The 26,418-nt window shown below is 61.1% G+C and carries 26 protein-coding genes; 1 reads left to right on the forward strand and 25 read right to left on the reverse strand.

Translation table 11 applies throughout. The annotated features are described in order from the left end of the window. Positions 1–117: 117 nt before the first annotated feature. From DWV32_RS02920 to rpsP, 11 genes are all read right to left on the reverse strand, one after another. A complete protein-coding gene (locus DWV32_RS02920; RefSeq protein WP_055250018.1) occupies positions 118–906 on the reverse strand; it encodes a ribonuclease HII in 789 nt (262 codons plus the stop codon). 93 nt (positions 907–999) lie between these two features. Next, positions 1,000–1,341, reverse strand: coding sequence for a 50S ribosomal protein L19 (gene rplS, locus DWV32_RS02925; RefSeq protein ID WP_006236098.1), 342 nt, complete (start codon positions 1,339–1,341; stop codon positions 1,000–1,002). Positions 1,342–1,550: 209 nt separating this feature from the next. Beyond that, a complete protein-coding gene (gene ppdK / locus DWV32_RS02930; protein ID WP_117757135.1) occupies positions 1,551–4,301 on the reverse strand; it encodes a pyruvate, phosphate dikinase in 2,751 nt (916 codons plus the stop codon). 349 nt (positions 4,302–4,650) lie between these two features. Next, positions 4,651–5,526, reverse strand: coding sequence for a pyruvate, water dikinase regulatory protein (locus tag DWV32_RS02935; RefSeq protein WP_117757136.1), 876 nt, complete (start codon positions 5,524–5,526; stop codon positions 4,651–4,653). Between the two features lie 34 nt (positions 5,527–5,560). Next, positions 5,561–7,657: a glycine--tRNA ligase subunit beta gene (gene glyS, locus DWV32_RS02940; RefSeq protein WP_117757137.1), complete on the reverse strand. Its 2,097-nt coding sequence runs from the start codon at positions 7,655–7,657 to the stop codon at positions 5,561–5,563. 3 nt (positions 7,658–7,660) lie between these two features. After that, complete coding sequence (locus tag DWV32_RS02945) at positions 7,661–8,572, reverse strand: glycine--tRNA ligase subunit alpha (protein ID WP_006236091.1); 912 nt, start codon at positions 8,570–8,572, stop codon at positions 7,661–7,663. A 59-nt stretch (positions 8,573–8,631) separates the two neighbouring features. Next, positions 8,632–9,195: a signal peptidase I gene (gene lepB, locus DWV32_RS02950; RefSeq protein ID WP_117757138.1), complete on the reverse strand. Its 564-nt coding sequence runs from the start codon at positions 9,193–9,195 to the stop codon at positions 8,632–8,634. 2 nt (positions 9,196–9,197) lie between these two features. After that, positions 9,198–9,956 (reverse strand): tRNA (guanosine(37)-N1)-methyltransferase TrmD, encoded by a 759-nt coding sequence (gene trmD / locus DWV32_RS02955; RefSeq protein ID WP_055250008.1) that lies wholly within the window; start codon positions 9,954–9,956, stop codon positions 9,198–9,200. 10 nt (positions 9,957–9,966) lie between these two features. Further along, on the reverse strand, positions 9,967–10,458 hold the full coding sequence (gene rimM, locus DWV32_RS02960) for a ribosome maturation factor RimM (protein WP_226812527.1): 492 nt from the start codon (positions 10,456–10,458) through the stop codon (positions 9,967–9,969). 34 nt (positions 10,459–10,492) lie between these two features. Further along, positions 10,493–10,738, reverse strand: coding sequence for a KH domain-containing protein (locus tag DWV32_RS02965; protein WP_171021534.1), 246 nt, complete (start codon positions 10,736–10,738; stop codon positions 10,493–10,495). A 42-nt stretch (positions 10,739–10,780) separates the two neighbouring features. Further along, positions 10,781–11,122 (reverse strand): 30S ribosomal protein S16, encoded by a 342-nt coding sequence (rpsP, locus tag DWV32_RS02970; protein WP_022094749.1) that lies wholly within the window; start codon positions 11,120–11,122, stop codon positions 10,781–10,783. Between the two features lie 201 nt (positions 11,123–11,323). Here rpsP and dinB point away from each other — a divergent pair, with 201 nt between their 5' ends. Beyond that, complete coding sequence (gene dinB, locus DWV32_RS02975) at positions 11,324–12,577, forward strand: DNA polymerase IV (protein ID WP_117757139.1); 1,254 nt, start codon at positions 11,324–11,326, stop codon at positions 12,575–12,577. A gap of 99 nt (positions 12,578–12,676) precedes the next feature. Here the strand turns inward: dinB and rsfS are convergent, their stop codons facing one another. The 14 genes from rsfS to DWV32_RS03045 all read right to left on the reverse strand — a co-directional run bounded on the left by rsfS (position 12,677) and on the right by DWV32_RS03045 (position 26,340). Next, a complete protein-coding gene (gene rsfS, locus DWV32_RS02980) occupies positions 12,677–13,132 on the reverse strand; it encodes a ribosome silencing factor (RefSeq protein WP_035138582.1) in 456 nt (151 codons plus the stop codon). Between the two features lie 28 nt (positions 13,133–13,160). After that, complete coding sequence (gene yqeK / locus DWV32_RS02985; RefSeq protein ID WP_197736885.1) at positions 13,161–13,694, reverse strand: bis(5'-nucleosyl)-tetraphosphatase (symmetrical) YqeK; 534 nt, start codon at positions 13,692–13,694, stop codon at positions 13,161–13,163. Between the two features lie 86 nt (positions 13,695–13,780). Next, the gene (nadD, locus tag DWV32_RS02990; protein WP_055249998.1) at positions 13,781–14,458 is read right to left on the reverse strand and encodes a nicotinate-nucleotide adenylyltransferase; all 678 of its coding nucleotides are present in this window, start codon (positions 14,456–14,458) and stop codon (positions 13,781–13,783) included. Positions 14,459–14,461: 3 nt separating this feature from the next. After that, positions 14,462–15,928: a GTPase ObgE gene (gene obgE, locus DWV32_RS02995; protein WP_187361810.1), complete on the reverse strand. Its 1,467-nt coding sequence runs from the start codon at positions 15,926–15,928 to the stop codon at positions 14,462–14,464. An 85-nt stretch (positions 15,929–16,013) separates the two neighbouring features. Continuing rightward, on the reverse strand, positions 16,014–16,271 hold the full coding sequence (rpmA, locus tag DWV32_RS03000) for a 50S ribosomal protein L27 (RefSeq protein ID WP_006236075.1): 258 nt from the start codon (positions 16,269–16,271) through the stop codon (positions 16,014–16,016). 33 nt (positions 16,272–16,304) lie between these two features. Further along, positions 16,305–16,679 carry a 50S ribosomal protein L21 gene (gene rplU / locus DWV32_RS03005; protein WP_035138585.1) on the reverse strand — a complete coding sequence of 125 codons (375 nt, stop codon included), beginning with the start codon at positions 16,677–16,679 and terminating at the stop codon, positions 16,305–16,307. A gap of 67 nt (positions 16,680–16,746) precedes the next feature. Beyond that, positions 16,747–17,559, reverse strand: a complete 813-nt coding sequence (locus DWV32_RS03010; protein ID WP_117757141.1) for a TIGR03936 family radical SAM-associated protein — start codon at positions 17,557–17,559, stop codon at positions 16,747–16,749. Further along, a complete protein-coding gene (locus DWV32_RS03015) occupies positions 17,556–19,433 on the reverse strand; it encodes a TIGR03960 family B12-binding radical SAM protein (protein WP_117757142.1) in 1,878 nt (625 codons plus the stop codon). Before DWV32_RS03015 ends, DWV32_RS03010 begins: the two co-directional genes overlap by 4 nt. Positions 19,434–19,443: 10 nt before the next feature. Beyond that, complete coding sequence (locus tag DWV32_RS03020) at positions 19,444–20,373, reverse strand: YcjF family protein (protein WP_117564245.1); 930 nt, start codon at positions 20,371–20,373, stop codon at positions 19,444–19,446. Positions 20,374–20,391: 18 nt separating this feature from the next. Further along, the gene (locus tag DWV32_RS03025) at positions 20,392–21,618 is read right to left on the reverse strand and encodes an FtsW/RodA/SpoVE family cell cycle protein (protein WP_055249988.1); all 1,227 of its coding nucleotides are present in this window, start codon (positions 21,616–21,618) and stop codon (positions 20,392–20,394) included. A 9-nt stretch (positions 21,619–21,627) separates the two neighbouring features. After that, on the reverse strand, positions 21,628–23,697 hold the full coding sequence (mrdA, locus tag DWV32_RS03030; RefSeq protein WP_055249986.1) for a penicillin-binding protein 2: 2,070 nt from the start codon (positions 23,695–23,697) through the stop codon (positions 21,628–21,630). Between the two features lie 13 nt (positions 23,698–23,710). Next, the gene (locus tag DWV32_RS03035) at positions 23,711–24,277 is read right to left on the reverse strand and encodes a hypothetical protein (RefSeq protein WP_117757143.1); all 567 of its coding nucleotides are present in this window, start codon (positions 24,275–24,277) and stop codon (positions 23,711–23,713) included. A gap of 11 nt (positions 24,278–24,288) precedes the next feature. Next, the gene (gene mreC, locus DWV32_RS03040; protein ID WP_117757144.1) at positions 24,289–25,230 is read right to left on the reverse strand and encodes a rod shape-determining protein MreC; all 942 of its coding nucleotides are present in this window, start codon (positions 25,228–25,230) and stop codon (positions 24,289–24,291) included. 78 nt (positions 25,231–25,308) lie between these two features. Next, complete coding sequence (locus DWV32_RS03045) at positions 25,309–26,340, reverse strand: rod shape-determining protein (RefSeq protein WP_006236061.1); 1,032 nt, start codon at positions 26,338–26,340, stop codon at positions 25,309–25,311. Positions 26,341–26,418: the final 78 nt, after the last annotated feature.

Raw genomic sequence — 26,418 nt, forward strand, 5'->3', positions numbered from 1 at the left:
AAACCAAAAGCTGACCAAATGCCGTCAAAAAACGGGCCGTACGCAGCAATGGTGTTGCATACGGCCCGCCACCAGCAGGTTTATAAAACCCCAGAGGTCCCTGTCTCCACAATTGACCTAGAAAAGGCGCTCAGTCTGCAGAAAGTTTCCGCAAAAGCTCACGCGGTGCAGTGGACAAAGTCCATGTTTGCGAATGGCCTCGATATGCTCGGGGCTTGCATAGCCCTTCGACTCGGCCAGATGGTACTCGGGATACTCGGCGTCGTACTCGACCATCATCTCGTCACGCGTGACCTTGGCCATGATGGACGCCGCGGCGATGCAGGCGATTTTGGCATCGCCCTTCACCACATCGCGCTCGTTGGGAACGGCGCCCAAGGGGTTGCCATCCATGAGGACGCAGTCGGGCTCAAGTCCCGTATCGGCCACGGCGCCCGCAACGGCAGTACGGATAGCACGGGCCATGCCCATTTCATCGATATCCTTCGGCGCGATATGGCAAAAACCGATCGCCGTCGCCACCTCGGCAATCTTCACTGAGAGCAACTCGCGGCGCGCGGGCGTGAGCTTTTTGGAATCGTTGATACCCCAGACGCGCGGCTCCATAGGAAGACAGACGGCGCATACCGTCAAAGGGCCGGCCACCGATCCGCGACCCACCTCGTCGACACCAACGACCACCCCATCGCCACCAAGCTCATGCATAAGCTCGTACATGTCATTGACGCGCTCGCGCTCGGCAAGCTCTTTGGCATGGCGTTTGAGGGCGCGTTCACAAGCCTTGATCACCTGCTGGCGTGGGTCCTCGCGATAATGCTCCACGAGGGCGGGAATCTCCTCAAACGTAGCGCTCGCCAACTCACCGGCAACCTGCGATGCCGAAACCGAGCTCGTCATGTTGGCCATACCAGGCCCTCCTTGCATGCAAATCAGATAAAAAGAAGGGCCACCCGAAGGTGACCCTTGTGTCCAAACGAGTGGACAGACGCTGCGATCTTCTTAGCGCTTCTCGGGGATGCGAGCAGCCTTGCCCACCTTGTCGCGGAGGTAGTACAGCTTGGCGCGACGGACGCGACCATGACGAACGACCTCGAGCTTGGCGATCTTGGGGCTGTGAAGCGGGAAGGTACGCTCAACACCGACACCGAAGGACATCTTGCGGACGGTGAAGGTCTCGCGGGCACCGGCGCCGGCCATGCGGATGACGTCGCCCTGGAAGACCTGAATGCGCTCGCGGTCGCCTTCCTTAATGCGGTAGTGAACCTTGACGTTGTCGGCGACGCGAACCTGAGGAATGTCCTCGCGGATCTGCTGACGCTCGATTGCGCGGATGTAATCCATGTGCAATTCCTTACTCTTCTAGAGGTGCCGTACCACCTTGGCCGGCACGTAGTTGAACAAACGTATTCGAGTATACACGCGCGGGTTTCTGCTGCAAGAACATTTTTTCACGCAGACAAAAAGACAAAACCCGCACATGATAACCGCCCGTCTCACGAATGAGACGGGCGGCATGAAGGGGGCTACGCTAGGCGTCTAAACCCAAAACGTTAGGCGGAACGCTTGGCCTCGAGCTTGGCCTGAGCGGCAGCCAGGCGCGCGAGGGGCACGCGATAGGGCGAGCAGGACACGTAGTCCACGTCGGCCACGTTAAACAGGCCCTTGATGGACTTGGGGTCGCCGCCGTGCTCGCCGCACACGCCAAAGTGCATGTCGGGATTGGTGGCGCGGCCCTTCTCGACGGCCAAGCGCACGAGCTCCAGCACCGCCGCGTCGATGGTCTCGAAGGGGTTGTCTTTCAGAATCTTTTTATGCATGTACAGCGGGATGAACTTGGCCTCGGCGTCATCGCGCGAGAAGCCAAAGGTCGTCTGGGTGAGGTCGTTGGTGCCAAAGCAGAAGAAGTCGGCATGATGGGCGATCTCGTCAGCGACCATGCAGGCACGCGGCAGCTCGAGCATCGTGCCCACGGGAATATTGAGCTCGACGCCTTCCTCGGCGGAAACCTCGGCGATCACGCGCTCGATAACCTCGCGGGTCTGGACATGCTCGGCCGTGATGGAAACGAGCGGAACCATGATCTCGGGGCGCGGGTCGACACCCTCCTTGATAAGGCGGGCAGCGGCCGTGGCGACGGCGCGAACCTGCATGAGCGGCAGATCGCCAAAGACGACGGACAGGCGCACGCCGCGCAAGCCCAGCATGGGGTTGGACTCGACCATGCCGTCAATGCGACGCAGGCGGGCGCGCAGGGCAGCGAGCTCCTCCTCGGGAGCGCCGGCGGCCTCCTTCTTGGTGATGGCGACCTCGAGCTCGCGAGGATTATCCAGGAACTCATGAAGCGGCGGATCGAGCAGGCGGACGACCACATCGCGACCGGACATGGTCTTGAACATCGCCAGGAAGTCCTCGGTCTGAACCTTGAGCAGGTCGGCCAGGGCCTGCTGCTTCACGGCCTCATCGTCAGACAGGATAAAGCTCTGGATGATGTTCTTGCGATCGCCCAGGAACATGTGCTCGGTGCGGCACAGACCGATGGCCTCGGCGCCAAACTCGAGCGCGAGTGCAGCATCCTCGGGGTTGTCGGCGTTAACGCGCACGTGGTTGGCGTGGCCGCAGGTCTCGTCCAAACGGATCTCATCAGCCCAAGACAGGATGGTGTCCAGGTCGCCGGTGAGCTCTGCAGAGACCAGGTCGACCGCGCCGTCGACGACGATACCCTGGGTGCCGTCGATGGAGATGACATCGCCCTCGCGCAGCACGCGGTCGCTGCCCTCGATGCGCACGACCTTCTCTGCCGCGTCAATGTGGAAGCGCTCAACGCCGCAAACGCAGGGCGTACCCATGCCGCGGGCGATAACGGCGGCATGGCTCGTCTTGCCACCGTGGCTGGTCAGGATGCCCTCGGCGGCGACCATGCCCTTCAGGTCGTCGGGGTTGGTCTCCCAGCGAACCAGAATGACCTTGTAGCCCTCGTTGGCGCGCGCGACGGCGTCATCACTCGAGAACACGACCTCGCCCACGGCGGCACCGGGGCTGGCGTTAAGACCGGTAGCGAGCGCCTCGTACTTCTTGGAGGCGTCGAACTGCGGGTGCAGGAGCTGGTCGAGCTGTGCAGGGTCGATGCGGCTCACGGCCTCCTCGCGGGTGATGAGGCCCTCCTCGACCATCTCGATGGCGATGCGCAGGGCGGCGGTGGCGGTGCGCTTGCCCACGCGGGTCTGGAGCATCCAGAGCTTACCCTGCTCGATGGTGAACTCGATATCGCACATATCGCGATAGTGGTCCTCAAGCGTCAGGAAGACACGCTCAAGCTCCTCACCTGCGGACTCGAGGCCTGGGGTGGTCTTGAGGTCGGCGATGGGCTCGGTGTTGCGGATGCCGGCGACGACGTCCTCGCCCTGGGCGTTGACCAGAAAGTCACCGTAGAACTCCTTAGTGCCGTCGGCCGGGTTGCGCGTAAAGGCGACGCCGGTCGCAGAGGTCTCCCCCTTGTTGCCAAAGGCCATGGCTTGGACGTTGACGGCAGTACCGAGCTCGTCGGAGATGCCGTGCTGTTTGCGGTAGATGCAGGCGCGCTCGTTCATCCAGCTGCCAAAGACGGCCTGGATGGCAAGGCGCAGCTGAAGCTCCGGGTCGTGCGGGAAGACGGGCTTGCCGTCAGCGACCACGAGCTCGGGATACAGGGCAGCCTCGACGTTCTCGGAGAAGATGCCCTTAAAGGTCTCGACGAGTTCCTGCAGGTCCTCGGCCGAAAGCTCGGAATCGACGCGAACGCCGGCGACCAGGCGGGCCTGGGTCAGGGCATTCTCGAACAAGTCGGCATCGACACCCATGACGACGTTGGAGAACATCTGGATAAAGCGGCGGTAGCTATCCCAGGCAAAGCGCGGGTTTTGCGTCTGGGCGATAAGGCCCTGGACGGAATCGTCGTTGAGGCCCAGGTTGAGAACCGTGTCCATCATGCCGGGCATGGAGAACGGAGCGCCCGAGCGGACCGACACGAGCAGCGGATCGGAGGCATCGCCGAGCTTCTTGCCGCAGCGGGCCTCGAGGTCGACCTCGGCGGCAACGATCTCGTCGAGCGCGCCCTCCGGCCACACGTTGCCGGCGCCGGAGTACTCAACGCAAGTCTGGCAGGTAATGGTAAAGCCACCGGGAACCGGCAGGCCGATACGGCTCATCTCGGCAAGGTTAGCGCCCTTGCCACCAAGCACGAAGTTCATGGACTTGTCGCCCTCGGTGACACAGGTGCCCTGGGCGTCGGTTCCAAAACGGTAAACCCTCTTGCAATCGCTCACGATACTTCCCCTTCCATGCGCTTACGCGCACGACCGTGGTAACGAATCGACCCGCCGGATGCAGGCCGTGAGGGAACTATACGGCGGGTTTTGGGCAGGCTTGAGCAGAGGGTGCGCGGTTTGGTAAACGTGCTAAAACAGGCGGTAAACGGTAGGTAAAGTTGGTTACCTTATGAAGATACCACTACAAGAAGAATGCAGGTCAGATGCGATATTTTTGCTAAATCGCTTTATCAATTCAGGCTATTTAGCCACTCCGATGATTTTTCTGGGACGGGGATTAAAAAAATCATTGAGTACCTAGTGATTTTTTTTAATCCCCGTCCCAGAAAAATCATCACAGAAAGGACTACTGCTGTTGGGCTCGGCGGGCGGCGCGGCGGGCACGGGCATCTTGGATTTCCTCCAAGTGGCTAATGATCTCGGCAGCGCTTTCCTCGATGGCTTTGCCGTCGGTACGCACTACAAAGCAGCCCAGGCGTTTCATGAGCGCGCGGGCTTCCTCAAGCTCGCCGCGCACGCTCTCGGGCTCGGCATAGGAGCCGGCAACGGCACGAGCGTAGTCATCGCCCAAGCGGCTATCGCGAATTTCGGAAATCACATCGACGGTCGAAATCAGGCCGAACAGGCGCATCGGGTCAACCTCGTAAATCGACTTGGGCGGCACCATGCCATGCGCCAGTGGGACATTGGCGACCTTGTAGCCCTGATAGGCTAAATACATCGACAGCGGCGTCTTGGATGTACGCGACACACCCAGCAGTACGATATCGGCACCCGACAGATCGTCACAACCACGACCGTCATCGTGCTCAACGAAATACTCCATGGCCTCGATACGATGGAAATAGCGGTCATCGGTCTTGTGAATCACGCCCGCAACGCCCTTGGGCGGCACACCGATGAGCGACGACAGTACGGCGAGCGTCGGGCCGATCAGGTCGACCGAACGGATATGCAGCATGCCCAAGTAGTCGAGCACGCGAGCACGAAGGGCAGGGTCGACGATGGTATGGAACACGGCGATATCGCGATGGTCGGCATCGACGCGCGGCCCCACAAATGACTTGACCTGCTCCACGGAGGTCACCTTAGGCAGGCGCAAAACGCGAAAAGCCCCTTCATCAAATTGCCCGGACGCCGCAAGCACCACCTCACAAGCGGTATCGCCGAGCGAGTCGGAGATAACGATAACGGTGGGACGAGCGGTGACCGGGCAATCCATGCGGGGCTCCTTTTGCGCTTATGCGCAGGCTGGCTTACTTTTTGCGGGCAAGCTCACCGATGTTGGCGATGCCGGAGAAAACGGCCTCGAAGCGGTTGAGTAGCTTAAGGCGATTATCGCGAAGCTGCTCGTCCTTGTCCATGACCATAACCTCGTCGAAGAAACGGTCGATGGGCGCGCGCAGGGCGGCGAGGGCGGCAAATGCGGCCGGGTAGTCCTCGGCAGCAAGGGCGGCATCGACAGAGGTCTGAGCAGCCTCGGAGGCGTCGGCGAGCGCGAGCTCGACCTCGCCCATCAGGCTGCGGTCATACTCCGCACCCAGCTCGGGCTTGGAGATGTGCGCGGCGCGAGCATAGGCGGTCGCCAGGTTGTCGAACGTCTCAGCGTCGTTCTTGCGGGCCTCGTCGAGGGCGGCGCAGCGGGCGAAGAAGACGGACGGGGCGATGATGTGCACCGCGGAGACGGCGGCGACGGTATCGGCCGGAATCTTTTCGTCGCGGGCCATGCTCACCAGGCGGCCATGGAAGAAGTCACGAACCTGCTGGGCGACCTCGGCGGCGTCGAACTCAATGCCCTGCTCACTGTAGAGCTCGAGGGCGAAGTCGATGAGCGACGTGGGGTCGATCGGCAGGCGGTCGCGCAGGATGTTGATGATGCCGATAGCGGCACGACGCAGCGCGTAGGGGTCCGAAGAGCCGGTCGGGGGCTCGCCGATGGCAAAGATACCGGCGATGGTATCGAGCTTGTCGGCGCAGGCCACGATGCAGCCAGCGGTGCCCTCGGGCAGCTCGTCACCGGCAAAGCGAGGACGATAGTGATCGCGAATAGCATGGGCGACCTCGTCGTTCTCCCCCATCGCGGTGGCGTAGTAACCGCCCATCACGCCCTGCTGGCTCGTGAATTCGACGACGGCGTTGGATACCAGGTCGGCCTTGCACAGGTGCGCGGCGCGAGCAGCGTCGGCGGCAAGATGGGCACCCAGGTGAGCCTCGCGGGCAATAGCGAGCGCGAGCTGCTCAATACGCTCGGACTTGGCGAGCACGCTACCGAGTTTCTCCTGGAAGGCAACCTTGGCCAGACGCTCACGGAACTCGTCGAGGGAGATCTTCAGGTCCTCCTCGTAGAAGAACTTGGCATCGTCCAGACGTGCGCGCACGACGCGCTCGTTGCCGTCGATCACGCGCTCGGCATTCTCGGGCTTGCTGTTGGAAACGACCACGAACTCACGCGTGAGCTTGCCCTCGCCGTCATAGATCGGGAAGTAGCGCTGGTTGGTGAGCATGGACTCGCAGATAATCTCGTGCGGGACCTTGAGGAACTCCTCGTCGAAAGTACCGACGAGCACCGTCGGCCACTCGCAGAGGTTAATGACCTCCTCAAAGACCTTCTTGGGCGTATCGACATGGCAGCCGGGGCGAGCGGCCTCGACCTCGGAGATACCGGCAAGGATGGCCTCGCGACGGCGCTCGGCAGAAAGCACGCCGGCGTCCTCGAGTACCTGCTCGTAGGCGGCGGGGCTGGCGACAACGTGGTCACCGGGGCCGAGCACGCGATGGCAGCGCGTGGTGTTGCCGCTCGTCACGTCGGCAAACGACACGGGCACAACATCCTCGCCCAGAAGGCAGCAAATCCAGCGGACCGGACGCACGAACGTCGCGTGCTCGTGGCCCCAGCGCTGGGAGCGGTAGTTGGGCCACTGCAGGCCGGCAATGGTCTTCTCGCACAGGGCCGTCAGGATCGGGGTTGCCGGTGCGGAGGGAATGTTCTTCTCGGCAAAGACATACTCGCGACCGTCGGTATCCTCACGACGGACCAGGTCCTCGGCAGCCACACCGCACTTGCGGGCGAAGCCCTGGGCGGCCTTGGTGGCGTTACCGTCAGCGTCGAAGGCGATGTTTGCCGCGGGGCCACGCTTGACCTCGTGAACCTCATCGGTCGCGGTGGCAACGTCGGCAACGAGCGCAGCCAGGCGACGCGGGCTCGAGATCACGCGGACCTCGCCATGGGCCAGACCGGCCTCGTCGAGACCCTTGGCGATCATGGTACCAAGCTGCTTGACGGCATTGTTCAGCGGTGCAGAGGGCATTTCCTCCGTACCGATCTCAAACAGGAAATCCTTAGCGTCTGCCATGGCTTACGCCACCTCGCCTTCCTGGTCGGCATTCTCGTTGACTCCGGCGACCTCGGCCATGTAGGCCTCGCAGCACGCCTTGGCGACGGCGCGGACGCGCAGGATGTAGTTGGCACGCTCGACCGCGGACAGGGCGCCGCGGGCATCGAGCAGGTTGAAGGCGTGGCTGCACTTCATGACACAGTCGTACGCCGGCAACGGCAGCTTGCGCTCCAGGCAGGAATGGCACTCGGCCTCGTAGTCGTCAAACTTCTGACGCATCATCTCGACGTTGGCGACCTCAAAGTTATAGGCACTGAACTCGCGCTCGTTCTCGAGGAACACGTCGCCGTAGGTCATGGGCGTGCCGTCGGGCAGATAGCTCCACACCAGATCGTAGACCGAGTTGACGCCCTGAGCGTACATGGCGATACGCTCCAGGCCATAGGTGATCTCGACGGGCACGGGGTCGACCTCGATACCGCCCACCTGCTGGAAGTACGTGAACTGCGTGACCTCCATGCCGTTGAGCCAGACCTCCCAGCCAAGGCCCCAGGCGCCCAGCGTCGGGCTCTCCCAGTCGTCCTCGACAAAACGGACGTCATGGTCGTTGGGGTCCAGGCCAATGGCAGCAAGAGACCCCAGGTAAAGCTCCTGAGCATTAACCGGAGAGGGCTTAATGAGCACCTGGAACTGATAGTAGTGCTGCATGCGGTTAGGGTTCTCGCCGTAGCGGCCGTCGGCGGGACGGCGGCAGGGCTGCGCATAGCAGGTGCGCCATTCGGCGGGACCGAGCGAGCGCAGCGTGGTCGCGGTATGGAAGGTACCGGCACCGACCTCGGAGTCATAGGGCTGCATAATGACGCAGCCCTGCTCGCCCCAGTACTGCTGGAGGCGCAGGATGATGTCTTGGAAGGAAAGCGATGAAGCGTTCATGCCTCTAATATCCCCTCGTCGAAACGATTACACGGTTAGGTACTGTACTATAGCGGTTTTTAGTCGATAGCGCCGATGCGGTTGAGCGGCCAGTAGCGCACAAGCGCCACAGCGATCAAATCAGAGCGATCGACGGGACCAAAGTAGCGCGAGTCGGCAGAGTTTTCGCGGTTGTCGCCCATCACCCACACGCACCCGTCGGGAACGGTGTAGGGATAACTCACCTGGGCGCCAGGCGCTTGGACCGAAAGCGGCCAGCTCATGCCCGTCGTATAGTCCTCATCGAGCGCTTGGCCGTCAACGACCACCTTGCCGTCCTGCAGGTCGACCGTCTGGCCGGCCGTGGCAATAACACGCTTGACAAGAACATCATGCTCGGAAGTGACATCGGGGTTGTGGAACACCACGATATCACCCTGTTTGACGGGCTGACCGAGCTCGAGGCTCACCTTTTGTGCCAGGATCTGGTCGCCAATCTCGATCGTGTCCTCCATGGAGCCGGTGGGTACCACAAAGGGCTCGACCACAAAGGTGCGGATCAGGAAGGTGGCCACGAGCGCGATCGCGATGACCGCGACCCACTCAAAAGCGCCCCTCAACGCGGAATGCTGCGATGGAACCATTCTCACTCCTCGCTCTGCGAATACGAAGCGTCCAGAATCTCCTGCGCGTATGCGCGCTCCTGGGGCGTAAGCCGTGCCGTCTCGATCAGGTCGGGACGCCAGCGGCAGGTGCGCTCGATGGCATTCTTACGGCGCCAGGCGTCAACCTTGGCATGGTCACCGCTCACGAGCACCGGCGGCACGCCCTCGCCGTTGAATTCAGCAGGGCGAGTGTACTGCGCATACTCGAGCAGGCCTCCGTCCTCGGCGGTCGAGAACGACTCGTCGACGTTGCTCATCTCGTCACCAAGGGCGCCGGGAATCAGGCGTACGACGGCATCGGCAACGACCATAGCGGGAAGCTCGCCGCCCGTGAGCACGTAATCGCCGATCGACAGGCGCTCGTCGGCATACGCATAGGCACGCTCGTCGACACCCTCGTAACGGCTGCACACAAACAGCAAGCGCTCGCTTTTGAGCAGGCGCTCGGCCACATGCTGTGTAAAGGGCTCGCCACAGGGGGTAAAAAACACCACGGTGGGCTTAGGGCCCTCGGAGCTAATAGCCTCGATGGCCTCGGCAATAGGCTCGACCTTCATGAGCATGCCCTGCCCGCCGCCGTACGGCTCGTCATCGACGGTACGATGGCGGTCGTGCGTCCAGTCGCGCAGGTTATACGCCTTAAAATCAAAAAGGCCGGCCTTGCGGGCGCGGCCCAAAATCGATGTGGACATGACGGGCTCAAACATCTCGGGAAAGACCGAAAGGGTCTCAATCAGCATGTTGTCCTCCCTACTTGTCCATATCGATCAGGCCGTCCATAACGTGGACGGAAATTGTTCCTGTGTCGGGAAGATCGAGCACAACCTGCTCGATCACGGGAATCAGTACCTCGCCGTACCGATCGCCCTCGACAACCCAAACATCGTTGGCGGGCGTCGACATGATCTCGACAATCGTGCCGAGCGAACCGAAGCGCTCGTCGACCACCTCGCGGCCCATCAGGTCGGTATAGGCGGCGTCGAGCGAATCGAGCTCAAAGTCGTCACGATTTGCCAGCACATAGCATCCCGTGATGCCCTCGGCGGCCGTCAAGTCGTCAATACCCTCAAACGAGACCAGATCGCCATCGCCCGTATCGGTGACGGACACGACCGTGCAAAAGCGGTCGCGCTTGAGCGCCGGCGGCGTCAGGGCGACGCGCATACCCGGCTCTAATACAGAAGGAAGCCCCCGCAGCGGCTGCGCGAGGACCTCCCCCTTCCTTCCGTGTGGCTTGACCACACGGGCGATGTTTTTGTACTGGGACCTCAAGGCCCTAGCCCAGAACCTCTACCTCGACAGCAGTGTCGAGGCGAGCGGCCAGTGCACGGGCGAGCGTGCGAATGGCCTTGATGGTACGGCCACGACGGCCGATGACCTTAGCGACGTCATCCTCGGCGACCGAAACCTCGATCGTAGAGGCGTCGTCACCATCGATGACCTCAAGGCTCACGGAATCCGGGTCGTCGACGATCTGAACAACGAGATATTCGACGAGATCGGCGATGCGATCTGAGAGCATTGCCTCACCCTCGAGCTGTGCAGCGTCAACCTCAGGCACGATTTACTCCTCGGCACCCTCAGCGGCCTCAGCGGCAGCCTTAGCTGCCTCGGCCTCTTTGGCGAGCTGCTTCTTGGACTTCTTGACGACGGTCTCGGTCTTCTCGCCCTCGTTGGCGGCCTTGACCAGAGCGGCGACGGCGTCGGTGAGCTGAGCGCCCTTGGACTGCCAGTCGGCGATCTTCTCGAGGTCGAGGTTGATGGTCTTGGGGGCGGTCATCGGGTTGTAGCGGCCAACCTCCTCGATGATACGACCGTCACGCGGGGCGCGGGAATCGGCGACGACGACACGGTAGTACGGACGCTTCTTAGCGCCGTGACGAGCAAGGCGAATCTTGACTGCCAAAGGAAACTCCTCCAACCAAGCAGCTTTAGGCTGCAACTACAAACAAACAGTTGAACATAATACGCCATCGACGCGGGCAGGTGAAGTCCGTGAGACCAACTTCTTCGGTGTAGTCGAGGGCAAATCCATATCTTAGACAAGAATTCGGGATTTGCAAGCACATACACGCACCCCACATGAGCTGCGCGGTATACTCATGACATGGAAAGACGCGAACATACATACGGTTATGAGGATGCCATGAGCGTCACGCCACCTCCCTGGACGGGTTCGGCGGTGGGCCTCATGGACCTCGATGCATTTTTTGCGAGCGTGGAGATGCTCGATCATCCCGAATGGCGCGGAAAGCCACTCATCGTGGGCGGAGACGCCGATTCGCGTGGCGTCGTGTCCACGTGTTCGTATGAGGCACGTCGCTTTGGCGTGCGCTCTGCCATGGCCTCGGCCGAGGCGCGGCGCTTGTGCCCGCAAGCCATTTGGACGCACGGGCACTTTGATCGCTACCGCGAGGTGAGCGCGCAGGTCATGGCGATTCTTGCCGAGGAGACGCCGCGCGTTGAGCGCGTATCCATCGACGAAGCCTTTATCGATATCACACCGGGTCGCTTTGCGCCCGAGGACCCACTGCTGGTTGCACGGCGTATAAGCGACCGTGTGGCAGCGCTGGGAGTGACGTGCTCCATTGGCGTGGGCTGCAACAAGACGGTCGCAAAGATCGCAAGCGAGCGGGATAAGCCGTTTGGGCTGACCATCGTGCGCCCCGGAACCGAGCAGCGCTTTTTGGCCGCGCTGCCGGTATCTGCCATGAGCGGCATCGGGCGCTCGGCCGAGGAGCGACTGCGCCGTATGCGCATCTACACGCTCGGCGAGCTGTCACGCGCGCCGGAATCCACCTTGGCCTCTATTTTTGGCGTCAACGGCGAACGTATGCGTCAGCGTGCGCTGGGACTTGAAATCTCCGAAGTCACGAGTCTCGATGAAGAGCGCGAGGTCAAGTCGGTCAGCAATGAACGCACCTTTGCGAAAGATTTGACTGAGCGCGGGGACATCGAAGCGGCGATTGCGCTGCTGGGTGAGTCGGTTGGACGCCGCCTGCGCCGTCAGGGACTGACGGGCGGCACGGTAACGCTCAAGCTTAAGTATTCGTATGGCAGCGGGCGTACGGCACAGCGCCGGCTGCCTCATCCGACCGACGATGAGAACATCTTCGTGGCGGTTGCACTCGAACTGCTCGACAACATCTGGCAGGAAGGCATGCATGTTCGCTTAGCGGGCATCGGCATGAGCGACTTCGACCACCAAGGCGGCATCCAGACCGACCTGTTCTGCGAAGTCGATGACCGCGGAGCCCAATCAAGCGACCGTCGCGACCTCTCGGTCGCTATCGACGCCGTCCGAGACAAGTTCGGCGACACCGCCCTATCTTTCGGCCGCCAATCCCGCTTCAACGATTAACCGCCTTTAGGCAAAAAGAAAGCCGGGCAGGTGCGGAAAACCGCAACTGCCCGGCGAAATGCGCGAAGCTAGCTAAAAAGCCCCGTATCAAATGAGCTACTAGAGGAGATTGAGGGGGAGCTGGGGGGCGTCACCCCAGAGCTTTTCTAGGCGGTAGAAGTCGCGGGCTTCGGGAGTGAAGACGTGGACGACAACCGAGCCGTAGTCCATGAGCATCCAGGTCTTCTGCTCGCGGCCCTCGATGGAGAACGGATGCTCACCGCAAGCCTCGGCGACCTTCTCCTCGATCTCGTCGACGATCGAATCGACCTGGCGGTTGTTGGTACCGGTGGCAAGCACAAAGTAGTCGCACACGTCGGAAAGCTCGGTCAGGTCGAGCACCTGCACGTCCTCGCCCTTCTTGTCGTAGGCGGCCTGCGCGGCGGCGCGGGCGACATCCTCGGCGGCGACACCGCTCGCGGACAGCGAGGCGGCGGTGCGGTCGGACGTGGCAACGAAACTCTTGTGCTCCACACCTTCAAGAATCTGCTCGTCAGTCATGGTCTCGTCGGCCATGGAATACCTCTTTCTAGACACACCCGAGCTAGCGCAGCTGGGCGTAATGGTTGTAAATCGTAATAGCCGTGGGATAAAGATAGCGCCCGGACTGGATCACATAGACCAGACCCTGCGCAAAACAGGAGAAGAACAACTCGTCGAGCGAGGACTTCCCCACCATCTTGCGCAGCGCATGGGCATAGTCGCCGTGGCGGTTGGGCTCGATGGCATCTGCCACAAAGACCACCATATCGAGCGGCGTCATGTCGCAGGCACCCACGGTGTGACGGTCGACAGCCTGGAAAACGGCCGGTGACAGCTCGGGAAAAAGCTGCGGAAGCTCATAGGCGGCAACAGGGCCATGCAAAAGCGGCGTCGCGGCGGAAGGAGAGCCGGCAACCTTGATGCCATAGTGAAGCGCGCGGGCCACGAGCTCGTCATCGGAAAGCACCTTGTCCCAGTCGTGAATTAAGCCGGCGGCAGCGGCATCAAAGCGGTCAACGCCGTAGACCTCGGCCAGATGAAGTGCGGTCTCGGCAACACCCAGCGAATGCACATAGCGCTTGCGCTTATCTTTCATGCGAACATCGAGCAGCTCTTGAATGCGCTTGAGCAGCGCGCGCTCATCGCCCTCAAACTGATCCTCTACCGACAACGTAGCCCCCATCACTCAAAATCTTCTTGACCCAGATCGACATACAAACTGCGCTTGCGAATGTAGCCGAGCACAGACTCGCTCGTAAGATAGCGCACGCTCATGCCGCGGGCAACTCGCTTACGAATGTTCGTCGAGCTGATCGCCAGCGCCGGAATCTGAATATAGCGCACGTCGAACGGCAGCCCCGACTCTTTGATTCGGGCACGCGCCGTATCGATATCAAAGCCCGGTCGCGTCGCCGCAATAAAGGTAGCAAGCTCAGCAATTCGTTCGGCATCATGCCAGGTCACAATATCGATAATCGCATCGGCGCCCGTAATAAAGTAGAGCTTTACCTGCGGCGGGTAAAAGTCGCGAAGGGCATGAAGCGTATCGGCCGTATAGGTTACGCCCGGACGGTCAATCTCGAACCGGCTCGCCAAAAAGGCCGGGTTCGCGGCGGTGGCGAGGACCGTCATGGCATAACGGTCCTCGGCAGGCGTCACCGGCTTGTCAAGCTTAAAGGCGGGAGAGCCCGCCGGCATAAAGAGCACAGCGTCCAAGTCGAGCGACTCGCGCGCCTGCTCGGCAGTCACCAGGTGCCCGTAATGAATCGGGTCGAATGTGCCGCCCATAATGCCAAGCCGAAATTCTTTGCCCTCTTTTATGGGCAGCTCGGGCAAACCGATTCCACCGCGCAGCGACATGGCTTACTCGCCCTCCGAGGTCTCGGCATCGTCCGCGACATCCGCCGCATCGACAACCTCGACGCCCTCATCCGCAACGTCGGCCACGTCAATGGCCTCAACGGCAACGTCCTCGCCAGCGTCCTCGAGCTCCTCGTACTCCGAGAAGTCCTCAGCGCCCTCAAAGTCAAAGGCGCGCTGGCAAATGCGGACCTCGTCGCCCGCACGGCAACCGGCCTTCTCGAGCGCGTCGTCAACACCCATACGCGCAAACTTGTGCTGTAGATAAATGACAGCTTCCTCGTTTTCCCAATCGGTCTGGATGACCATGCGCTCGATGGCACGACCGACCACGCGGAAGGCACCGGGCTCTTCCTGGACAATGCGGAACCGCTTCTCGCGCTGCAGACGGCGGCGCTCCCACTCCTCGTCGCGCAGATCGACCGGCTCATCAGAGACCGCCAGCTCGGCGCGAAGCTTAGCCACCTGCTCGCCTACGGCAAGCATCAGCGTATTGAGACCGGCACCCGTCACGGCGGACACGGCAAAGAACATATGGCCGTCGTCGAGTGCCGCACGCTTGAGGTCGGCAATCTTGTCGGCCGTGCCCGGCGCATCGCACTTGTTGGCGACGACGATCTGCGGACGCTCCGAAAGCTCGGCGCCATACTGCTCGAGCTCACGGTTGATGATACGGTAATCCTCAACCGGGTCGCGATCCTCAAACCCGCCCGTCATGTCAACGACATGCATGATGAGCGCCGTGCGCTCAATGTGGCGCAGGAACTGATGGCCCAGGCCCTTGCCCTCGCTTGCGCCCTCGATCAAACCAGGAACGTCGGCAACGACGTAAGAATACTCACCGGCACGCACCATGCCGAGGTTCGGCACGAGCGTTGTAAACGGATAGTCGGCGATCTTGGGACGGGCGGCACTCATGCGCGCGATAAGCGAGGACTTGCCCACCGAGGGGAAGCCCACGAGTGCGGCATCGGCCATAAGCTTCATCTCAAGCTCAATCCAGTGCTCCTCGGCCGGTTCGCCCAGCTGAGCGAACGCGGGCGCGCGGCGCACCGACGTCACAAAGTGCGTGTTGCCCAGGCCACCGGCACCGCCGGGCGCCACGACAACGCGCTCGCCATCGTGCACCAGGTCAGCAATCTCGAACATCGGGGTCTGCGTCTCGGGGTCGAGCTCGCGCACCACGGTGCCCATGGGAACCTTCAGGATCAGGTCCTCGCCGCTCTTGCCGTTACGACGGGCACCCTGCCCGTGCGTGCCGCGTTCGGCGCGGAAGTGATGCTTAAAGCGGTAATCGATCAACGAAGACAGCTGAGCATCGGCCTGGATGACGACATTGCCGCCACGACCGCCGTCGCCGCCATCGGGGCCGCCCTTGGGAACAAATGCCTCGCGCCTAAACGACATGCACCCGGCTCCGCCGTCGCCGCCGCACACGTTAATGCGGCTGATATCGGTGAACTGTGACAACAGAATCGCCTCCTACAAAAAAGAGGGAGACCCTTGAATCCTAAAACTCAAGTGCCTCCCACATATGTGCTCTATGAAGGGTGAATTACGCGTTCGCGAGCGGGCGTACGCTGACCCTGTGCTTGATACCCTTGTGGAACTCAACGGTACCGTCGACCAGCGCGAACAGCGTGTCGTCCTTGCCACGGCCAACGTTCTCACCCGGGTGGATGTGCGTGCCGTGCTGACGGACGAGAATCGTGCCCGTGGTTACCGTCTGGCCGGCATAGCGCTTCGTGCCAAGGCGCTGACCGCGGGAGTCACGGCCATTACGGGAGGAACCGAGTCCTTTTTTGTGTGCCATTGTGTATACCTACTCTTTCGTTACGAGTGTAATCTACTCGGCGACGGGAGCCTCGGCAACAGCCTCGGCCTCTGCCTTGACAGCCTTCTTGGCGCGGGACGTAGCCTGGACCTTCACGATCTTCAGCTTGGTGAGCTGCTGACGGTGACCCTTCAGACGACGATAGCGCTTACGCTTGTGGAACTTGAAGACCAGCTGCTTCTCGCCCTTGAACTGCTCAACGATCTGAGCGGTAACCTTGGCCTTGGCCAGCTTGTCGGGATCGGTGACGATCTTCTTACCATCGTTGAGGAAGATGACCGGCAGGGTGACCTTGTCGCCCTCATTGCCCTCGATCTTCTCGACGGTGATGACATCGTCGGTGGCGACCTTGTACTGCTTGCCGCCCGTGTTAACGATTGCGTACATGTTTACTTGCCCTTCATGCATCAGTTAGTGCAACAGCCGAATATAGTAGCAGGCGAAAATACCCCCGTCAACGAGTATGTGGAGCAAATCCACAAGTTCGCACAGGTATGGGGCTGACGAGTCGGCCCTCGTCGTCCTCGCATGCTTGATTCTGACGCTCGACATCGTAGGAGCAGATGGTCACGAGGTCTTGCATACCGGTGGAAACAATAGGTGCATCCACGCCCGGGGTCAAGCCCTGCAACAAAACATCAGCAGCAGAAAGCAAAATTTCCGGACGCATGGAGCCCTCGTTGTCGGCATGGGTGTCGAGCATGAGCACCAAATGGTCCGGGCGCTCCCCCGCCGTGAGCTCATAGCCCACGAGCGTGTGATCCAAATCCAAGCGCTTGCTCTTTTTGCCGCGCGCGTAGTCGATGCCATGGTCCGCGCGCAGCGTGTCGATCGCACGACGCACCTCGTCGGCGCTTACGGGCGCCTCGGGATCCAAGTGCAGGTCGATGCGATACGACAGACGCGTGAGTTGCGCCGTCAACGCCGGCGTGCGCACGTCGATATACGCCGCCTCGATGGGCGCCAGATCGGCCGGAGACGCCGCAGCCAGGCGCCCAAACGCCTCGTCGAGCGCCACGAACTCGGTCATAAACAGGTCATACCACTCGCAGATCGACGACGTACCCACCGGTAGCGCCGAAGAGAAGCCCACTCGCATGTGCGGAGAGAAGCCCTGCGTGACGGCATAGGGAAGTCCCGCACGGCGCACGATGCGCTCAATGGTATGGATTACTTCGAGATGGCCCAGGTACTTAAGGCGATCGCGCTTGCCATAGCGAACACGAAGTCTAAAGAGCGTGGGGTTGTCGGTCAGGCGCTCACTCATGCGCGATCACCCATCAATACATTCTTGGCGTGGAGCGTGGGGCAGATTCCGCAGCCGGTGCACGACGTGCGAGTGCAGTCGGGAGTCGTGACACCCTCGAGCGAGCGACGGTACTCGCGCTCGAGGAAGCCGCGCGTGCAGCCGGGGCTCACATGCTCCCACGGCAGACGCCAGTCCAACTCGTAGGGCAGGTGCACAAGCTCATTGAGGTCGATGCCGTTTTTGGCAGCAGCCTCCTTCCAGTTATCGAGCGAGAAATGCTCTACCCAGGCGTCAAAGCGAGACCCCGAGCGCCAAGCATCGATGATGACGGGCGTCATGTCACGACCGGCGCGGGAGAGCGCGGCCTCGATGAGCGAGGTCTCGGCATCGTGGTAATGCACGCGGACGGCACGGTTGCGAACGCTCGTGATAAGCAGCTTCTGGCGACGCTTGACGTCGTCGTAGTCGAGCTGCGGGCACCACTGGAACGGCGTGGCAGCCTTGGGGATAAACACCGAAACCGAGATGGACACCGAGATCGAGCCGCGACGAGCCTTGGGCACCACAGAACGACCGAGCTCCAGCACGTGATCGGCCAGATTGGCGATGGCCACGATGTCCTCGTCGCGCTCGCCGGGAAGGCCCATCATAAAGTAGAGCTTCATGCGGTTCCAGCCGGCCTCGAAGGCCGCCTTGGCCGCACGGTCCAGGTCCTCCTCGGTCACGTTCTTGTTAATGATGTCGCGCATGCGCTGGCTGCCGGCCTCGGGTGCGAACGTCAGGCCGCCCTTCTTTTCGCCGGCGACCGACTCGGCCATATCCACGCCAAACGAATCCAGGCGCTGCGACGGAATAGACACGCGAATACCCGTATCTTCCAGGCGACGGTTGAGCCTGCCGAGCACGTCGCGAATGCAGGAGTGGTCGGTCGTGGAGAGCGAGGTCAGCGACACCTCGTCATAGCCGGTCTTTTCCAGACCCTGAATCACCGACGAGACGATCTGGTCGGCCGAGCGCTCGCGCACCGGGCGATACGTCATGCCGGCCTGGCAAAAACGACAGCCGCGAGCGCAGCCACGCAGGATCTCGATAGACAGGCGGTCGTGGACCAGCTGCGCATAGGGTACACACGACTGCGACAGCGGATTCGTGGCGCCGAAATCCTCGACGACGCGCTTGTAGACCACAACCGGAGCATCCTTGCCCTCACGCGGCACGGTGTAGCCATGCGGCGAGCAGGGCTCATCGTGACGAACCTCATAGAGCGACGGCACGTAGTTGCCGGCAATGGATGCAAGCTGCTCAACAATCTGCGCGCGCGGGACTCCTTCGTCGCGCAGGCGGCGATGCAGCTGGCAGGTCTCGAGCAGCGATTCCTCGCCCTCGCCGATGAGGATGGCATCGAAGAAGGCCGCGTACGGCTCGGGGTTGTACACCGAGGGGCCGCCGGCGATGATGATGGGGTCGTCTTCACCTCGGTCGGCCGCTAACAGCGGAATGCCAGCGAGGTCGAGTGCCTCAAGGAAGTTCGTCACCGCCATCTCGTGCGGCACATGCAGGCCGACGATATCAAACGAAGCGACCGGCGCTGCACCCTCGAGCGAGAGCAGCGGAATGCCTGCCTCGCGCATAGCGTCACCCATATCGGGCCACGGCACATAGCCACGCTCGCAGGAGATGCCCTCGGCCTGGTTAAGGATGTTGTAGAGGATGGCGATACCCTGGTTGGGCAGACCAACCTCGTACACATCCGGGTAGATCAGGCAGCAACGGTAGTCGGCATCGGCCTTGGAAAGCGTGCCCCACTCGTGATCGATATAGCGACTCGGCTTTTCGACCTTGGCGAGCAACGGCTCAATTAAATGAAAACAATCTTGGTACGGAACGCGCAACGGAAAACCCCTAAGCAGCGAGATCTGATGCGTCCTGATAGGACGCCATAGGACGGGTAGTGCCCGCGACCGTGGTCACCAGATCGCGAACGCGGGAGAACGTGGCAGTAACCACCTCGTTGGCACGGCTGTAGTCGACATCGCGTTCGTAGAGCGAAACGAGCGCACGGCCCATGCCATAGGTGCCCGCGGCAGCAGTGAGCGCCTTGACGGCAAACCCAATATGCGGCGTCTGCTTGACGAGCGCGCGGGTGACCGCGCGGATCACAAGACCGCCGGCAAGCACGCCCGCGACCTCGTAGCCGCGCTCAGGCTTAATGCCGCGTCCAAAGACGGCAGCGAGCTCAAAGAGCATGCCCACCTGCGCCAGCGCCATAACGGGATAATCGGCGCCCGGCAAAAACACCAGCGCACCGGTCGCCATATTGGTGAGCGCGCACGAGGTGATGATACGATTAGCTGCCGCGATGCGCATAAAGGCAAAATTCGCCGCAAAAGCCGTTTCCTTGTCGGTGCGATCGAGAATCCAGCGGGCAAGCGTCTCGAGCAGATACGTCTTATCGGTTGCCGCCACCACGCCGAGCATGGGCGTGGATTCCTCGATAAACGGCACCTCCACAGCAGACTCGGCAAGCACGCACACGGGGGCGCCGGCGATCACGAGCTCCTGCACGGCACTCTCCAAGCGGTCGGAGCCGCACGAGAGCACCAGCACCACATCGGTATCGGTCTTTGGAGCAATTCGCTCCTCCCCCAGACGCTCGACGCGCACAATGCCCGAGGTCGTCTGCGGCACAAAGGCGTCACGCACCGTCTCGGCCAGAAAGCGCGAGGCGGACGAATCCAAATAGACCGAGACGCGCACCGGCGTATCGGAATCCTTCTTAACGGACGCGCCCATCTTAAAAGCGCGGGTCAGCTTATCTACGGGAATTTTCATAGCAAACCCCTCCAGCGGTTACGCGGCGCCCGAACGATGCCGCCATATGGATTGTACGATACCCACCGTCAGCAGCTGAATCATCATCGAAGACGAACCGAAGCTAATAAACGGTAGCGGAATACCGGTAATCGGCATCATGCCAATGCACATGCCGATGTTTTCGAAGGTCTGGAACGCCCACATGCCAACGATGCCCACACACGATAGGCGCAAGAACAGCGACTCACACTTAAAGGCGACGCGAATCGTCGAAAAGATCAGCAGCACGTAGAGGCACAGGAGCAAAAAGGAACCGCAAAAGCCAAAGGTCTCGGATAGGAAGGCGAAGACAAAGTCGGTGTGGAACTCAGGAAGAAAGCCGCCGGCCGACTGCGTCGCATGGCCCAAACCCTTACCAAAGAAGCCGCCCGAGCCAACGGCGATAAGCGACTGCTGCAGGTTGTAGGCATCGTCCGAATCGGCATTATCGGGGTCGATAAAGACCGTCAGGCGGTTCATCTGATACTGCTTGATGAGCACATCGTGGCCGAGCAACGAATCAAAGACCGAATCGAGCGCCAGGACGAGGGCCACCAGGCCCACAAGCAGGGCCAGGGTCGACAGCACCCATTCGCGGCGCGCACCGCTCATGCAGATGACGATGGCGCCCGAGACCAGCACGACCAGGCCCGAGCCCAGGTCGCCCATGGCAACGACGGCCAAAAACGGGATGGACAGCATGCCGCAGAGCTTGACGTAGTCGCGAACGGTATCGATGCGGCCGTTATACTGCGAGCCAAGCGTGGCGATAAAGAAGATGGTGATGAGCTTGGCAAGCTCGACCGGCTGGAATGTCAAGCCGATACCGGGAATCTTGATCCAGCCTGTCATGCCCAGACCGCCCGTATAGGACAGACCCGGAATCTTGGGCGAGAAGATCACGATCAGGTCGATGACGAGCAACGCCGTCGAAAAATTGGAAATACCGCGCAGATCGGTACGCCAGACGAGCACCGCAAGCACCGCGCCAATGCCAATGCCCAGCAGGTGGCGCGAGAATGAGGCGTCGGCCTTAAACTGTGACGCCGACCAAATAATGATGGCGCCATAGGCAACGAGCGCGACGGTAGCCAGCAGCACACCGATATGCACCTTTTGGCGAAACGTACCGCGCGAGGCCGAAAGTTGCTTGTTGACACGGTCCAGGCTGCTGCGAGAGCCGGTCTTGGTTGAACGGAACAGATCCGCCGGAGAAAAATCCATCGCAACCTCCTATCGAACCGAAGAATCGCCCGAGGCCGAAGAGGTATCGGGCTCGTCATAAATCACGCCGAGCACGTCGCGCACGACATGCATCGCGGTATCCGAACCACCGCCGCCCTGCTCCAGGACAGTAGCGATGACATACTTGGGATCATCGGCCGGTGCATAGGCGCAGAACCACGCGTATTCGTCCTCGCCGCTTTTCTCGCCCGTGCCCGACTTGCCGTACACCTGCGGCGTCAGGGTGCCAAAGTGAGCCGCCAGGGACGTCGATGCCGTGTAAATCACGTCGTGCATGCCGTTGCGAACAAGAGTCAAATCCGAATCGCTGTTGATCTTGGCCTCCAGGCGCTTCTTCTTGCCCTTGCCGTTGTACTTATAGGCATCGCCGTCGCCATCGCGCGACACGGCAGACAAAAACACGTGAGGCACGTACTGTTTGCCGCCGTTGGCAAGACCCATATAGGCGCACGCCATCTGCAGGGGCGTCACCAGGATGTCGCCTTGGCCGATGGCAATGTTGGTCATATCGCCGGCATTCCACTTGCGGTCCTCGGCAGAGGCGTCGGTAAAGTACGACTCTTTCCACTCGGCATCGGGAATACGGCCCGCGCCCTCACTCGGCAGATCGATACCGCAGGTCTTGCCTAGGCCCCAGCGACGAAAGACCTCCTGCAGGCCCTCGGAATGTTGCTCGTCATAAAAGAACGCCTTGCCCATGTCGTAGAAGACGGGGTCGCACGAGTTGGCGATACCCGACTGCAGCGTCATGGTGCCGTGGCCAGACGTCAACCAGCAGCGCTTGCCCCAAGCCTTGCCCAAGCCCGTCCAATAGCCCGTGCAGTTGGTTGTCTGTGTTGAAGTGTAGGTTCCAAACTCAAGACCGGCCAGTGCCGAAAGCGGCTTGATGGTCGAGGCCGACATGTACTGTCCGCTAATGGCGCGGTTGAGCAGCGGGTGCGAACCCTTGTCATCATTGAGCTCGGTCCACACGTCATTTGAGACGCCGCCGATAAAGACGGACGGATCGAACTTGGGCTCGCTCGCCATGCCCAGGATCTCGCCATTGTTAGGATCGAGACACACCACAGCGCCGTTGCCGGCATTGCTGTAGCCAGTGGTCTTGGCAAGCTCGATGGCGCTCGCCAGCGCCGTCTCACAGGCCTGTTGGATCTTAAGGTCGAGCGTGAGCTTAATGTCGGAGCCGGCCTTGGCGGGCACGGCGCCGGCCTGACCGGTCACATTGCCCGAGGCATCGACCTTGACGGTCTGCTCGCCACGAATACCCTGCAGCAGGTTTTCGTAGTAGCTCTCAACACCCGCCTGGCCCACGATATCGCCCGACTGGTACGTAATCCGGCCAGCAGAAGCATCATCGTCGCCAGAGGTTTTCTTATTCTGGGCCTCAAGCTGCTCGGAGGTAATGGTGCCGGTATAGCCCAAGATATGGCATGCCGTCTCGCCATATGGATACTGGCGCTCGGTGCGCTCGGCAATCTTGACGCCCGGGAACTCGCCGGCGTGCTCCTGAATATAGGCAACCGTGGAGCGACGGACGTCCGTCGCGATGGTATGCAGGCTCTGAGCGCCCTCGGAATTGTCCTGAATATTGCGCAGCACCGCCACGTAGGGCATACCGAGCACGTTGGCAAGATGGCGAACCAGAACCTCATCCTCGGCAAGGTCGCGGTAGGCCACGACAGCAAGTGAGGGACGGTTCTGGACAAGCGCCACGCCATTGCGGTCGAGGATGCGGCCGCGCACAGCGGGTGTGGTAACGGTGCGCGTCTGATTGCTATTAGCCTGCTTTTCGTAATAGTCCGACGAGACCATCTGCATGCCCCACAGCTTGACGGCAAGCGCCGCGAACATCGCGCCCACACCCGTGGTGAGGATGGAGAAGCGGCCCTTAAAGGCGGTCGCCGCGGTATTGCCCTCGCCCTCGGTGGCGCGCGGGGCCGTCCCATGCTGCGTATCGTAGGTAAAACGAGAATCGCCGCGACGCATAATGACCAGTGCGACCACGATGGCCACAACCAGCACGATACCGGCGATAATAACCGTCATCTGGGAAGACATCTACGAGCCTCCCCTATTTGAGCTTACGGGTCTTGGGCTTAAAGCGCATGCCCGTCTGGCGTCCGCCACGTGCGGAGAATCCATAACCGGACTGCGGCACGACGCCGGACATCAAAAACGGAATGGCAACCAGACCCGTCAGGATCGAAGACGGCAGCGCATGGCCGAAGATCGCCACGACAAAGCTCGTCTCCAAACCCATAAACAGCAAGATGATGCTGTAGATCACATTAATGACGAACGCGAAGGCGCCCACCGTGATGCCGCGCGCACTCGGGGCACCGCCCGTCTGACCGGCAGCGCTATGCACCAGGGCAAAAGAACCCACGGTCAGCAGGAGCGACATAACGCCCACCGGCACGGCAGCGGAAAGGTCATAGAACAAGCCGCTGCAAAAACCGCACACGACGGCACGGGTCGGGTCGCCCGAGAACACGCTTATGCACACCAGGATAATCATAAAGTTGACGCGACCGCCCGCAATGGAGATCTGCGGTGCCAGGCCTGCCTGCAGCAGCACGCACACAATGGCGGCGATTACAAACGTGCGGGAGCTCATCCCCTGCTCGTGTAGATCCATGGACATGCCCCCTATTCGCTCGAGCCGGAATCGGTCGTCTCGGACGTGTCGGAACTGTCATCCGGGCTCTCGTCCTTCGTCTTGGTCACAGCATCGCGCGACGTTCCCTGCGGCGTGCTGTTGGCCGTGTTCACGTCCTCATCCGAGGCCGACTGTTCGTCGGTCAGCGAGGTAATGACCAGCACTTCCTCGTTGTTCTCGGCCGTCGTCTGGGCGCGCACCACAATGGTGTAGTACACGTCGTTAGCCGATTTCTCAACAGACGAGACGGTGCCGAGCGGTAGACCCTTGGGGAACACACCGCCAATGCCCGAGGTCACGATGATGTCGCCAACCTTAACATCGGAGTCGACGCTCACGTACTCAAGACGCAGCGTGCCGTCAGCCTGACCCTGCAGCATACCCTGGGCGCGCGTGTCCTGCACCATGGCGGATACGCCGGAGTTCTCGTCGCCAATCAGGCGCACGGTAGAGGTCTTGGCCGATACCTCGATAATCTGGCCGATAACACCGGCAGAACTCGTCACGGGCATGTTGATGGTAAGCCCGTCGGCAGAGCCCTTGTCGATGGTAACGGTCGAGGTCCAGGCATCGCCCGATGCGCCGACGATACGAGCTGCGGTCGATTTGAGGTTATAGGTCGACTGCAGGCCGACCAGCCCCTCCAGACGCTCGGCGGTCTTTTGAGCCTCGGAGAGCTCGGCAACCTTAGAGGTCAGTTCCTCGTTTTGCTTCTTAAGCTCGTCAAGCGTGTCCTGCGACGCCGTAAGGTTAGAGAACACGTTGCCGATCGCATTGAAGGGAGCCGCCACAGCCGAACCCACAAAGCGCACCGGCGAGGTAATCGTCGTTACGCCCGAACGCACGGCATGAATCGGTCCTGCCTCGCCCTCGCGGATGTAAAACGTGAGCAGCAACACCGAAATCAGGCTGAAAACAATCAACGGGCGCATACCCGTTGATTGTCGCTTGGTATTCAGATTTGTGGAGAAACCCGAAGATCGTGCCAAATGGAATCCACCTTTTGGAAATTAAGCATTGGTCTGGACGAAGCCGCCATCAAACGCATTGGCCTCGAGCACGCGGGCACAGCCGTTAACGACGTTATCGAGCGCCGTGGGGCTGACGTTGACCGAAACGCCGGTCTCATCGCGCAGGCGCACGTCGAGACCGCGCAGCAGCGCGCCGCCACCGGTCAGCAAAATGCCGTAGTACATAAGGTCCGAGGCAAGATCGGGAGGCGTAGCGTCGAGTGCGTCCTTGACGGCCTTGGCCATCTCGTCGAGCGGCTTGTTGAGCGCGCGACGAATCTCCTCGCTCTCGATGCGCACGGTCTTGGGCAGACCGGTGATCACGTCGCGGCCGTTGACCTCGACGTCGAGCTCATCCTTGAGCGGCACGGCGGAGCCGACCTTGATCTTGATGTCCTCTGCCGTACGCTCGCCGATGGCCAGGTTGTAGGCATCACGAACGTGCGTGAGGATGGCCTGATCGAACTCGTCGCCGGCAATACGGATGGACTGCGAGACGACGATGCCGCCCATAGCGATAACGGCAACCTCGGTGGTACCGCCACCGATGTCGATGACCATGGAGCCGGTGGGTTCCTCGACGGGCAGGTCGGCGCCGATGGCAGCCGCCATGGGCTCTTCGATCAGATAGGCCTGGCGGGCACCGGCCTGGATCGTGGCCTCAAAGACAGCGCGCTTCTCGACCGACGTGACACCGGAGGGAACGCAGACGACAACACGCGGACGCGGAGTCCACGGATAGCGCTTCTCGGACGCCTTGTCGATAAAGTAGCGAAGCATGGCCTCGGTAACATCGAAGTCGGCGATGACGCCGTCCTTCAGGGGACGAACGGCCACGATGTTGCCGGGCGTACGGCCGAGCATGCGCTTTGCCTCGATACCGACCGCCAAGATGCGCTCGTCGTTCTTGTCGATGGCGACAACAGAGGGCTCGCGAATGACGATGCCCTTGCCGCGCACGGAGACAAGCGTATTGGCGGTGCCGAGGTCGATGGCAAGATCGCCCGCATAGCTACCGAAGAACATATCCATCAAAGAAAACAACGCAACTCCTGATGTGTTGGATGATTGCTGGAAAACTACTAGCTCATCATACTAGCGCAAGCCCGG

It is taken from the genome of Collinsella sp. AF04-24 (assembly GCF_003465685.1).
Taxonomy (GTDB): Bacteria; Actinomycetota; Coriobacteriia; order Coriobacteriales; family Coriobacteriaceae; genus Collinsella; species Collinsella aerofaciens_AP.